Genomic DNA, 11661 nt, shown 5'->3' on the forward strand with positions numbered 1-11661 from the left:
GTGCGCAACGTGGTGGTCGTCGGGGGCGGGATCGTCGGGCTGGCTGTGGCTTGGGAGCTGACCAAGCGGGGGCTGGACGTCACCGTGCTGGAGAAGGAGTCCCGGTGGGCGGCCCACCAGACCGGGCACAACTCGAACGTCGTGCACGCCGGGCTCTACTACAAGCCCGGCTCGTTCAAGGCGCGGATGTCCGTCGCCGGCAACCGGTCCATCGTGGACTTCGCGCGCCAGTACGGCGTGCCGGTCGAGGTGTGCGGGAAGCTCGTCGTCGCCACCGACGAACGCGAGATCCCCGCGCTGAACACGCTCGCCGAGCGGGCCGAGGCCAACGGCGTGCCGGCCAAGCGGATCTCGCCCGCGGAAGCCCGTGAGTACGAGCCCGAAGTCGCCTGCGTCGCCGCGTTGCGGGTCGAGTCCACCGGGATCATCGACTTCCCCGCCGTCTGCCACGCGCTCGTGCGGCTGCTCGACGAAGCCGGGGTCGACCTGCGGCTGGACAGTCCCGCGCTGGCCATCCGGGCGGGCGCGAACGGCGGGGTCGAGGTCGCCACCGGCAGCGACGTCGTCGTCGCGGACGCCCTCGTCAACTGCGCCGGCCTGCACTCCGACCGCGTCGCGCGGATGGCCGGGATCACGCCGTCGGCGAAGATCGTGCCGTTCCGCGGTGAGTACTACGAGCTCAAGCCGGACCGGCGGCACCTGGTCAAGGGCCTGATCTACCCGGTTCCGGACCCCACGCTGCCGTTCCTCGGCGTGCACCTCACGCGGATGCTCGACGGCAGCGTGCACGCCGGCCCGAACGCCGTGCTCGCGCTGCGCCGCGAGGGCTACCGCTGGGGTGACTTCTCCGCGAAGGACGTCGCCGAGGTCGCGGCCTTCCCCGGTGTCTGGCGGCTCGCGAAGAAGTACGCGTTCCCGACCGGGCTCGACGAGGTCCGCCGCTCGTTCTCGAAGAAGCGCTTCGCCGCCAGCCTCGCCCGGCTCGTCCCGGCCGTCACCGAGGCCGACATCGTCCGCCACGGCTCCGGCGTCCGCGCCCAGGCCATGCGCCGCGACGGCTCGCTCGTCGACGACTTCCTCATCGAGACCGCGCGCGACCAGGTGCACGTCCTGAACGCGCCGTCACCGGCCGCGACGAGCGCGCTGGAGATCGCGCGCCACATCGCGGACCAGGTGTCGGAGGCCTAGCCCGGCAGGTTCGGCGTCACCAGCGGCAGGGCCTGCTTCACGATGTCGCAGGTCTTGGTGTCGTCCCCGATGAACCCGCTGACCACCTGGATCGACGACGTCTCGGTGACCGCCAGCGTCGCGCCGCAGGTCGCCCGCAGGCCGCCCATGTTCGGGTACAGGCCCCACTTCTTGCCGCCGACGTCGATGGTCTCGGTCGGGTTGACGCCCTTCGCGCCGGGCCAGTCCGCCACCGGTGTGCTGGGGCCGAACCAGACCTCGAACGCCTTCTGGCCCTCGTCGCCGTCGGTGTCGTCCCAGAGGCAGTACGTCGAGTTCGGGATCACGGTCGAGTTGGTCTTCTCACCCTGGGGCGAGATGTTCTTCAGCTGCGCCACCTGGTCGGGCTTGAGCGTGGCGCACGGGTCGGCCGACAGCAGCGGGCCGCCCGGCTCCGGCTTCGCCGACGTCCGCGGCGTGATCGGCGGCGCGTCCTGGCCGCCGGGCAGGTGCGCCGCGACCTGCGGGATCACCTGTTTCACCAGCTCGCACGACTTCTCGAGGTCGCTCGTCGAGACGCCGACGAAGGCGAACGACTTGTCACCGAGCGAGGTGTAGAGCGTGCAGTCGTCGGGGAGGATCGAGCCGTACTGCGTCCAGCTGAACCCGCCGATCTCCTGCGGCGAGGACTTCGGGACGGCGCCGGCGATGTACTCGTTGAAGTCCATGTCCGACGCGAGACCGACGCTGAGCACGGCCGACAGGTCGTCTTCGTCCTTCAGGCTCCAGAAGCACGTCGGCGGTTGGAGGCGGTCCTTGTCCTCCGCCACCGATTTGCCCGGCTGCTGGTAGCCGAGGGCGTCGACCTGGGATTCGTCGAGCAGCTTGCAGGCGTCGACAGCCTTGACGACCGGGCCCTGGCCGGGCACCGGCGACGCCGAGCCGCCGACGGCCACCGTGCACCCGGCGGTCACCACGGTCACCGCGGCCAGCGCCACCGCCACCTGCCACTTCATGCGCATTGATCCTCCCGTTCGGCCCGGACCTTACTGGGACGAACGGAGCAGCACCGGGGATCCACCCAAATCAGCGAGGCGTGAGGACTTCCTTGCCGCCGACGAACGGGCGCAGCGCCTCCGGTACGCGGACCGAGCCGTCCGCCTGCTGGTGGTTCTCGACGATCGCGACGATCCACCGGGTGGTGGCCAGCGTGCCGTTGAGCGTCGCGGCGATCTGCGGCTTGCCGTTCTCGTCGCGGTAGCGGACCGACAGCCGGCGGGCCTGGAACGTCGTGCAGTTCGACGTCGAGGTCAGCTCGCGGTAGGTGTCCTGGGTCGGGATCCACGCCTCGCAGTCGAACTTGCGGTGCGCGGACGTGCCGAGGTCGCCGGTCGCGGTGTCGATCACCCGGTAGGGCACCTCGATCTTGGCGAGCATCTGCTCTTCCCAGCCGAGCAGCCGCTCGTGCTCCGCCTCGGCGTCGGCCGGCTTGGCGTAGACGAACATCTCGACCTTGTCGAACTGGTGCACGCGGATGATGCCGCGGGTGTCCTTGCCGTACGAGCCGGCCTCGCGGCGGTAGCAGGACGACCAGCCGGCGTAGCGGTTCGGGCCGTCGTTCAGGTCGAGGATCTCGTCGGCGTGGAAGCCCGCGAGCGGCACCTCCGACGTGCCGACGAGGTACAGGTCGTCGTCCTCGAGGTGGTAGATCTCGCTCGAGTGCTGCCCGAGGAAACCGGTGCCGGCCATGATCTCCGGGCGGACCAGCGACGGCGTGATCATCGGCGTGAAGCCGTTTTCGAGCGCCTGCGCGATGGCCATGTTGAGCAGGCCGAGCTGCAGCTGCGCGCCGACGCCGGTGAGGAAGTAGAACCGCGAGCCCGACACCTTCGCGCCGCGCTCCATGTCGACGCCGCCGAGGGCTTCGAGCAGCTCGAGGTGGTCCTTCGGGGCGAAGTCGAACTTCGTCGGCTCGCCGACGTGCTTGAGCACGGCGAAGTCGTCCTCGCCGCCGACCGGCGCGTCCGGGTGCACCAGGTTCGGCACGGTCCGGAAGAGCTGGTCGAACTCCTCCGACGACGTGTTCTGCTCCGCTTCGGCGGCCTTGACCTGCGCGGCGAGCTCCTTGGCCGTGGCCAGCAGCTGCTGCTTCTCCGCCGGCGGCGCCTTCGGGATCTGCTTGCCCAGGAGCTTCTGCTCGTTGCGAAGCTTGTCCGCGGCCGCGATGGAAGACCGGCGCCGGGTGTCGAGGGAGAGCAGCTTGTCGACCACTCCCTCGTCTTCACCACGAGCGCGCTGCGACGCGCGCACGGCTTCCGGGTCTTCGCGCAGAGTCCTGGGGTCAATCACGAAGACAGAGGGTAGTCCGTACAGACTGTGCGGCCCTACTGGGTTATCCCGACAGTCTGATCGTTGAAGCCCTGTTCACGGCGTCCCCATACTCCAGGGAAACCCCGGAGGAGGCGCCCCGATGACCGACGAGCTGCTCGCCCGGCACCGCGCAGTCATGCCGTCCTGGATGTCCCTGCTCTACGAAGAGCCGATCGAGATCGTGCACGCGCACGACCGGCGCATGACCGACTCGCAGGGCCGCACCTACCTCGACTTCTTCGCCGGGGTGCTGACCAACTCGATGGGCTACGACGTCGCCGAGATCGGCGACGCGGTCCGCAAGCAGCTCGACACCGGCATCCTGCACACCTCGACGCTGTACCTGATCCGCTCGCAGGTGGAGCTGGCCGAGCGGATCGCGAAGCTGTCGAACATCCCGGACGCGAAGGTGTTCTTCACCAACTCCGGCAGCGAGGCCAACGACACGGCGCTGATGCTCGCGACGCAGTTCCGGCGCAGCAACCAGGTGCTGGCGATGCGGAACTCCTACCACGGCCGGTCCTTCGGGACGGTCGCGATCACCGGCAACCGCGGCTGGTCGGCGTCGGCGCTGAGCCCGGTCAAGGTCAACTACGTCCACGGCGGGTACCGCTACCGCAGCCCGTTCCGTGACCTGCCGGACGCCGCCTACATCGACGCCTGCGTCGCGGACCTGGTGGACGTGCTCGACACGGCGACCGCGGGCGACGTCGCCTGCCTGATCGCCGAGCCCATCCAGGGCGTCGGCGGCTTCAGCCTCCCGCCGGACGGGCTGTTCCGGGCGATGAAGGAGGTCCTGGACTCCTACGGGGTGCTGTTCGTCTCCGACGAGGTCCAGACCGGCTGGGGCCGCACCGGCGAGCACTTCTGGGGCATCGACGCGCACGGCGTGACGCCGGACATGATGACGTTCGCGAAGGGGCTGGGCAACGGGCTCGCGGTCGGCGGCGTGGTGGCCCGCGGCGACGTCTTGGACTGCTTCCAGGCCCAGTCGTTCTCGACGTTCGGCGGCAACCCCGTGTCGATGGCCGGGGCGACGGCAGTGCTGGACTACATCAAGGACCACGACCTGCAGGCGAACTGCGCGGCCCGCGGGTCGCAGCTGATCTCCGGGCTGCGTGCCTCGGACAGCCCGATCGTGGCCGAGGTGCGGGGCAAGGGCCTGATGATCGGCGTCGAGCTGATCAAGCCGGGCACGACCGAGCCGAACGTGCCGGCGGCGGCGCGGATGCTGGAGGAGACCAAGAGACGCGGCCTGCTGATCGGCAAGGGCGGCCTGCACGGCAACGTGCTGCGCCTGGGTCCGCCGATGACGTTGACCGCCGAGGAAGCCCAGGAAGGCCTCGACATCCTGCTCGACTCCTTGGCGGCCACGCACGCGGCGCTGGGCTGAGCCGCTCGTCGTGGGCCATCCGGTGGGGATGCCGCGGGAGCGTGGCCGCGTTCGCCCGTTCGCACTAGCGTGGGTCGCGTGCGCCTGCTGAGGACACCGGAAGACCGGTTCACGGACCTGCCCGACTTCCCCTTCGAGCCGAAGTACACCGAGCTCGACGACCCGCACGGCGGCGTGATCAGAGTCGGTTACGTGGAGGCGGGGCCGGCCGACGGCCCGGTCGTGCTCCTCCTCCACGGCGAGCCGAGCTGGTCGTACCTCTACCGCAAGATGCTCCCGGTGCTCGCCGCGGCGGGCCTCCGCGCGATCGCGCCGGACCTGGTCGGCTTCGGGCGCTCGGACAAGCCGGGCGACCTGGCCGACCACACCTACGCCCGGCACGTCGAGTGGGTGCGCGGCTTCGCGTTCGACGCGCTGGACCTGACCGACGTGACGCTGGTCGGCCAGGACTGGGGCGGCCTGATCGGCCTGCGCCTGGTGGCCGAGCACCCCAAGCGGTTCGCGCGTGTGGTGGCGGCCAACACCGGCCTGCCGACCGGCGACGTCGACATGCCGCCGCAGTGGCACGCGTTCCGGGAGGCCGTGGAGAAGGCCCCGGTGCTGGACGTCGCCCGGTTCGTCCAGTCCGGGTGCGCCTCGTCGCTGTCCGAGGCCGAGCGGGTGGCGTACGACGCGCCGTTCCCGAACGAGATGTACAAGGCGGGCCCGCGGGCGATGCCCTCGCTGGTGCCGTACCGCCCGGACGACCCGGCGTCCGCGGCGAACCGGTCGGCTTGGCGGACGCTGACGGAACTCGAGCTGCCGTTCCTGGTGGCCTTCTCCGACGGCGACCCGATCACCGGCGGGATGGCGCCGATCCTGAAGCGCTCGATGAAGGGTGCGCAGGGCCTGGACCACCCGGTGATCGCCGGGGCCGGGCACTTCCTGCAGGAGGACGCGGGCGAGGAGCTGGCCGAGCACGTGGCCCGCTTCGTCCGGGGCTGACCCCGAACGCCGTGAAGGCCCCCTCGAGAGCTCTCGAGGGGGCCTTCACGGAAGAACGTCAGGAGATGCCGACCGCCACCACGAGGCCCAGGCCGAGGTGCGCGGCCGCGACCACGATGCTCACCGGGGCGAACTTCTCGCTCTCGATGGTCGACGCCACGTCGATGCGGGTCGCCCACTCCAGGAGCCGGACCGCGATGACCTGGACGACGATGCCGAGCAGACCGTAGACCAGCGACGTGATCAGGCCCTCGGTCAGGTCGCTCGCCGAGTTGAAGATCGCCACGACGACGATGAACGCCATCGAGAGCATCCCGGACGCCGTCACGATCACGGCGTTGGGCAGGCCCTGCGTGACCAGCTTCGACAGCTTGCCGGGCGTGGTCCAGTCGATCGCGTAGAAGCCGGCGAACATCAGCAGCAGGCCGACGACGCCGTACAGCAGGATCGCGCCGATCCCCCGCACGAGGTCGGAGCCGAACGTGTCGGACAGCGCAAGGGTCGTGTTCACGAGTTGTCTCCCAGGAGAAAAGAGCTGATCAGCGACGGTGTTCTATCACGACTCGACGATGCGATGTGGGACAAATGCCGCACCGTCGTCGGTGACCAGGCCGCCGGTCTCCCGGATGCCGAGGCCCGCGGAGCTGTCCCCGACGATCCACGCGCCGAGGGCCGGCCGGTAGCCGTCGAACTCCGGCAGCGGGTCGAACGCCTGGTAGACGAAGCCTTCGGCGCCGTAGACGCCGTCGGTCTGGGTCTCGTAGCCGGTCGCGACGATCTGGACGTTCGCGCCCTCGCGGCCCAGCTTCGGCTTGCGGACGTACTCGGTGAGCAGGCCCGGGTCGTCGGCGAACGCGGGCAGCAGGTTCGGGTGGCCCGGGTAGTTCTCCCACAGGATCGCCAGCAGCGTCTTGTTGGAGAGGATCATCTTCCAGAGCGGCTCGATCCACAGCGTCCGCGGCAGCGACTCGACGGCGTGGCGGCCGAACTCCTCGTCGACCACCCACTCCCACGGGTACAGCTTCAGCACGGTCGCCATCTGCGACTCTTCGAGGTCGACGAACCGCTTGAGCACCGGGTCCCAGCCGATCTCCTCGATCGCCAGCCCCACCGTGTCGAGCCCGGCCTCGGCCGCGGTCTCCTGCAGGTACGCCGTGGTGACGTTGTCCTCGCCGCTCGGGTCCGCGGCCGACCAGGTGAAGTGCAGCTCGTTCGACGGCAGCTTGTCCTGCAGCTGCCCCCAGCGCTCGACGAGCTTCTCGTGGATCGAGTTCCACTGGTCGTCGTCCGGGAAGACGTCGGTCTTCCAGTGCCACTGCAGCAGCGACGCCTCCAGCAGCGTGGTCGGCGTGTCCGCGTTGTACTCCAGCAGCTTCGCCGGCGACTTGCCGTCGTAGCGCAGGTCGAACCGGCCGTAGACGTGCGGGTCCTGCCGCTTCCACGACTCCGCGATGTGCGGCCAGACCCACTCGGGGATGCCGAACCGCTGGTAGCCCTCGGTCGTCACGACGTTGTCGACGGCCTCCAGGCACATCGAGTGCAGCAGTTCGACGTCCGCCTCGAGCGCGAGGACCTCGTCCATGTCGAAGACGTAGTGCACGGACTCGTCCCAGTACGGCCGCATGCGGCCGCTGGCGTCGCGGGCCGGCGTGCCGTAGACGAGCCCCTGCTCTTCGACGATCCGCTGCCAGTCACGCCGCGGCTCGCGCCGGTCCCGGTACACCTACGATCCCCCGCTCTTGCCGCTGCCGCCGGTGCTGCCGCTCTTGCCGCTGATGCCGAAGCCACCGCGCTGGACGGACTTGCCGGACTTCGTCGTGACGTTGGTGCGCGACGACGGCGGGTCGTACGAGCCGCCGGAGACGTGCTGCCCGATCGTGCCGGTGCCGCCGTAGTTGTAGCGGTAGCTCTGGTAGCCGCCGCCGTTGATCGGGATGAACCAGAACCCGCCGCTCGAGTAGCCGTGATGGCTGGTGACGTACGACTCGTCGCAGTAGTCGTCGTTCTGGATGACGCCGCTTCCGTCGGTGCAGACCGCCGTGACGTTGCCGGTCGGCCTGGCGACCGTGTAGAACGTCGCGACCAGGCCGACGAGCCCGACCGTGACCCCGCTGCCGATCAGGATCTTGCGCCGGGTCGCGGCCTTGGCGTCGGCCTGGCGGGCCAGCTCCTGGTCGCGCTCCTCCTGCGCGAGCGCCTGCTGCCGCGCCCGCTGCTCGGCGACCGACGGCTGCCTGGGACGGGTGTTCGAGTCCTGGAACCTCATCGAACCGCGCTTCGGCGGCTCGGGGGGCGGCTGGTCCCCAGTGTTGCTGTCCTGCGTCATGTGCGCTCCGTAATCCCGGCCACCACGAAACCGTGACCCACCCTAACCACCCGGATCGCGCACGTCGCGCGCGGCGCGGGCATCATGGACTGCGATGTCTCCCAGCGCCGATCGGTTCCCCACCGCCACGCAGACGCTGCGCACCCGCGTCGTGATGGGCGGGATCTTCGCGGGCGCGCTCATCGCGCTCGCCCTCAGCGTCGTCTTCTCCTGGAGCGACGGCGTCACCGGCGGCTCCGGCGGCGGCGCCGGCAAGCTGTCCGCGGCCGCGCAGGAGGCGTTCCACTCGCCGCCCGGCAGCTGCCTGACCTGGGACAACCCGGACGCCAGCGACGCGCGGAAGGTGGCCTGCACCGAACCGCACCTGTTCGAGGTGACCGCGCTGGTGGACATCGGCGCCCAGTTCCCCGAGGGCGCGCCCGCCCCCTCGCTGGACCAGTGGCAGCAGATCGCGCAGCAGAAGTGCACCTCGGACGTGAAGCCGTACCTCGGCCACAACCTCGATCCGTACGGGAAGCTCACGACGAACCTGCTGCGCCCGACGCCGTCGCAGTGGGACGACGGCGACCGCCAGCTGCGGTGCGGCCTGCAGTGGGCGGGCCCCGGCGGCAAGCTGCTGCCGACGACCGGGCCGGCCAAGGAGCAGGACCAGTCGCTGGTCTTCGAGCCCGGTACCTGCCTGGCGCTGCAGGGCAAGGCGCCCGGCGACCCGATCGACTGCGCCAACCCGCACTCCTACGAGATCGTCGCGACCCTCGACCTCAAGTCGAAGTTCAAGGACGGCTACCCGAAGCAGGACGACCAGAAGGCCTGGCTCGACACCGAGTGCAACAAGGCGGCTTCGGACTACACCGGCGGCGCCGACCTCGACGCGAAGAAGCTGATCCTGACCTGGGACCTGCGCGAGCAGGAGAGCTGGGACGCCGGCTCCGCCAAGGTCAACTGCAAGGTGGCGGCGCTGCTGCCCGACAAGAGCGGCCTGCAGGCGGTCACCGGCAGCGTCAAGGCCGCCCCCGCGGGTCCCGACGGCGGCCAGCCGCAGGACGGCGGCCCGCCGTCGGACGGGGGTGGCGGCCCGGCGACGTCGAGCTCGGCCCCGCCGGCCTCGACGTCGAAGAAGAACGGCTGATGCCGGTCGAGATGAGCCGGGAGCGGTTCGAGGAACTGGTCTCGGAAGCCCTGGACGAGGTGCCGCCCGAGTTCGCGAAGGCGATGGACAACGTCGTCGTGCTCGTCGAGGAGTTCAACGACGAGGCGCCGGACATCCTCGGGCTCTACCACGGGATCGCGCTGACCGAGCGGACGTCGTCCTACGGCGGGGTGCTGCCCGACCGGATCTCGATCTACCGGCAGCCGATCCTCTCGATGTGCGAAGACGAGGACGAAGTCGTCGAAGAAGTGCTGATCACGGTGGTGCACGAGCTGGGCCACCACTTCGGCATCGACGACGCGCGCCTGCACGAACTCGGCTGGGGCTGAGCCCGCACCGTGACCCCCATCGGGTGACTACGCGCTTATCCTGTTACCCGAAGTCATTGGGTGATTGCGATGAGTGCCGGGGGCCCCGATGGACAACGCGCGAAGACTCCCGTGGCTGCTGACGTCGAGCGCGGCTTCGCACCTCGGCGACGGCATCGGCAAGGTGGCGCTGCCCCTGCTGGCCACGACCCTCACCCACGACCCGGTGCTGATCGCCGGGCTGTCGGCCACCCAGTTCCTGCCGTGGCTGCTGTTCGCCGCCGTCGCCGGGGCGCTGGTCGACCGGATCGACCGGCGGCGCGCGATGGTCGCCGCCAACACCGCCCGCGCGGCCGCGGTCGGCGTGCTGGCGGTGCTGGTCGCCACCGGCGGGATGACGATCTGGCTGGTCTACCTGACCGCCCTGGTCATCGGGACGGCCGAGACGATCGCCGACAGCGCGGCGAACGCGCTGGTCCCGGCGGTCGTCGGCGACGGCTCGCTCGACGCGGCCAACAGCAAGCTGCAGGCGTGCGAAATCGTCGGCCAGACGTTCCTCGGCGGCCCGATCGGGAGCCTGGCCTTCGCGCTCTTCGCCGCGTTCCCGTTCGTCCTCAACTCCGCCGGGTTCGCGATCGCGGCCGCGGTGCTGCTCGGGCTCACCGGCACCTACCGCGGACGCGGCGAGGAGCGGCCGACGCGGTTGCGCACCGAGCTGGCGGACGGCTTGCGCTGGCTGCGCGGGCACCGGCTGCTGCGCCGGCTGGTCGTCGTCGCCGGCCTGCTCAGCCTGGTCAGCGAGCTCGCGCAGGCGCAGCTGGTGCTGTACGCGCTCGACGACCTGCGCCTGTCGGACGCGGCCTTCGGGTTCTTCGCGTTCGTCGGCGGGATCGGCGGGCTGGCCGGCGCGGGCGTGACGCCCCGGCTGGTGCGCGCGGCCGGCCGCCGCGCGGTCGTCGTCGGCGGGATCGTCTGCTGCGGGGCCGGCTTCGGCGGCATGGGCCTGGTGCGCTCGCCGGTCGCCGGGGCCGCGCTGTTCGGCCTGTTCGCGGCCGCCGTCGTCGCGGTGAACGTCGTGCTCGCGACCGCGCGCCACACGCTCGTGCCGGGCGAGCTGCTCGGCCGGGTGCTCGGCGTCTGGCGCACGGTCGTATGGGGCGCGATCCCGCTCGGCGCCCTGCTCGGCGGGCTGCTGACCGGGGCGCTCGGGTCGGCCGCGCGGACGTTCGCCGGATCCGGGGTGGCGATGCTGGTGATCGCCGCGTTCGCCTTCGGGGCGCTGCGGCGCTTCCCGCTCGGTGACGAATCGGACTCAGCCAGGGCGCTGATGCACCGGGATCCGTGATTTTGAGCTGAAATAGCTCCTCACCCAGGTGGTGGTGAGGAGGCGACCATGCGCACCGTGGACACCGGGACCGGCACCGACGCCGCGCCCGACTTCGAGGAGTCCTCGGCCGGGTCCGGCGAGCCCGCCGCACCGCAGCCGTCACGCCGGCTGCTGGTGCTCAGCGCGGTCGCCGGGTTCGTGCTCGGCGGCAGCGTGCTCGGGCTGCTCTGGGGGCTGTCCGGGGTGCACGCCGGCGCGCTCGACGACGCCGTCGCGGCGTGCCAGGCGCTCGACCGGGTGGGCGAGTTGCCCGACACGAGCCGGGACGCGCAGCCGTCGCTGACACCGGGCCTCAGCGCGGAACGGCTGCAGCGCATGACGGCGGCCCGTGCCTTGTCCGCAGCCGCCGCCCAGGTGAACGCCAACTACCAGCCGCTGGCCGACCACATCGACGGTGTCAGCCGGATGGTGCTCAGCCTGCACTTCAACGACATCTCCGGGCAGCGGCACCTGACCGAGGCCAAGGAGATCTGCGGCCGCATCTAGGTGTGATGTCCAGGCAGGTTGGTCAGTCGGGTGACCGGCGGTTTGCCGCCGGTTGCACTGTGGGGTCGATGGTGATTGTAGAAGTGCAGC

General features: G+C 70.6%; 12 protein-coding genes. 7 read left to right on the plus strand and 5 right to left on the minus strand.

From position 1 onward, the window contains the following. Complete coding sequence (gene lhgO / locus EIY87_RS02395) at nt 1–1188, plus strand: L-2-hydroxyglutarate oxidase (protein ID WP_125305981.1); 1188 nt, start codon at nt 1–3, stop codon at nt 1186–1188. On the opposite strand, the gene EIY87_RS02400 is transcribed toward lhgO, so the two are convergent. Together EIY87_RS02400 and serS are read right to left on the minus strand one after the other, a co-directional pair. Continuing rightward, on the minus strand, nt 1185–2183 hold the full coding sequence (locus EIY87_RS02400; RefSeq protein WP_225439644.1) for a DUF3558 family protein: 999 nt from the start codon (nt 2181–2183) through the stop codon (nt 1185–1187). The genes lhgO and EIY87_RS02400 overlap by 4 nt on opposite strands. 70 nt (nt 2184–2253) lie before the next feature. Further along, nucleotides 2254–3516, minus strand: a complete 1263-nt coding sequence (serS, locus tag EIY87_RS02405; RefSeq protein ID WP_125305983.1) for a serine--tRNA ligase — start codon at nt 3514–3516, stop codon at nt 2254–2256. 121 nt (nt 3517–3637) lie between these two features. On the opposite strand from serS, the gene EIY87_RS02410 reads away from it, so the two are divergent. Together EIY87_RS02410 and EIY87_RS02415 are read left to right on the plus strand one after the other, a co-directional pair. Continuing rightward, a complete protein-coding gene (locus EIY87_RS02410) occupies nt 3638–4930 on the plus strand; it encodes an aspartate aminotransferase family protein (RefSeq protein WP_125305984.1) in 1293 nt (430 codons plus the stop codon). Nucleotides 4931–4999: 69 nt separating this feature from the next. Beyond that, on the plus strand, nt 5000–5914 hold the full coding sequence (locus EIY87_RS02415) for a haloalkane dehalogenase (RefSeq protein WP_125305985.1): 915 nt from the start codon (nt 5000–5002) through the stop codon (nt 5912–5914). A 58-nt stretch (nt 5915–5972) separates the two neighbouring features. Here the strand turns inward: EIY87_RS02415 and EIY87_RS02420 are convergent, their stop codons facing one another. Genes EIY87_RS02420 through EIY87_RS02430 form a run of 3 tightly spaced genes read right to left on the minus strand, consistent with a single transcriptional unit; the run spans nt 5973 to nt 8240 of the window. Beyond that, complete coding sequence (locus EIY87_RS02420; RefSeq protein WP_125305986.1) at nt 5973–6425, minus strand: DUF350 domain-containing protein; 453 nt, start codon at nt 6423–6425, stop codon at nt 5973–5975. A 45-nt stretch (nt 6426–6470) separates the two neighbouring features. Further along, nucleotides 6471–7637, minus strand: a complete 1167-nt coding sequence (locus EIY87_RS02425) for a glutathionylspermidine synthase family protein (RefSeq protein WP_125305987.1) — start codon at nt 7635–7637, stop codon at nt 6471–6473. Beyond that, a complete protein-coding gene (locus tag EIY87_RS02430; protein WP_191983920.1) occupies nt 7638–8240 on the minus strand; it encodes a hypothetical protein in 603 nt (200 codons plus the stop codon). A gap of 94 nt (nt 8241–8334) precedes the next feature. Here EIY87_RS02430 and EIY87_RS02435 point away from each other — a divergent pair, with 94 nt between their 5' ends. The 4 genes from EIY87_RS02435 (at nt 8335) to EIY87_RS02450 (ending at nt 11571) form a co-directional block, all read left to right on the plus strand. Beyond that, entirely contained in the window at nt 8335–9369 is a 1035-nt protein-coding gene (locus EIY87_RS02435; protein WP_125305988.1) for a septum formation family protein, read from the plus strand. After that, a complete protein-coding gene (locus EIY87_RS02440) occupies nt 9369–9719 on the plus strand; it encodes a metallopeptidase family protein (protein ID WP_125305989.1) in 351 nt (116 codons plus the stop codon). Before EIY87_RS02435 ends, EIY87_RS02440 begins: the two co-directional genes overlap by 1 nt. Before the next feature lie 88 nt (nt 9720–9807). Further along, the gene (locus EIY87_RS02445; protein WP_125305990.1) at nt 9808–11043 is read left to right on the plus strand and encodes an MFS transporter; all 1236 of its coding nucleotides are present in this window, start codon (nt 9808–9810) and stop codon (nt 11041–11043) included. Nucleotides 11044–11091: 48 nt separating this feature from the next. Further along, nucleotides 11092–11571, plus strand: a complete 480-nt coding sequence (locus EIY87_RS02450; protein WP_125305991.1) for a hypothetical protein — start codon at nt 11092–11094, stop codon at nt 11569–11571. Nucleotides 11572–11661 lie beyond the last annotated feature (90 nt).

Source organism: Amycolatopsis eburnea (genome assembly GCF_003937945.1).
In the GTDB taxonomy this organism is placed as follows: Bacteria; Actinomycetota; Actinomycetes; order Mycobacteriales; family Pseudonocardiaceae; genus Amycolatopsis; species Amycolatopsis eburnea.

Coding starts and splice junctions, on each gene's coding strand:
- EIY87_RS02435 (WP_125305988.1), top strand. CDS start 8,335: ATGTCTCCCAGCGCCGATCGGTTCCCCACCGCCACGCAGACGCTGCGC.
- EIY87_RS02445 (WP_125305990.1), top strand. CDS start 9,808: ATGGACAACGCGCGAAGACTCCCGTGGCTGCTGACGTCGAGCGCGGCT.
- EIY87_RS02430 (WP_191983920.1), bottom strand. CDS start 8,240: ATGACGCAGGACAGCAACACTGGGGACCAGCCGCCCCCCGAGCCGCCG.
- EIY87_RS02450 (WP_125305991.1), top strand. CDS start 11,092: ATGCGCACCGTGGACACCGGGACCGGCACCGACGCCGCGCCCGACTTC.
- EIY87_RS02440 (WP_125305989.1), top strand. CDS start 9,369: ATGCCGGTCGAGATGAGCCGGGAGCGGTTCGAGGAACTGGTCTCGGAA.
- EIY87_RS02400 (WP_225439644.1), bottom strand. CDS start 2,183: ATGAAGTGGCAGGTGGCGGTGGCGCTGGCCGCGGTGACCGTGGTGACC.
- EIY87_RS02410 (WP_125305984.1), top strand. CDS start 3,638: ATGACCGACGAGCTGCTCGCCCGGCACCGCGCAGTCATGCCGTCCTGG.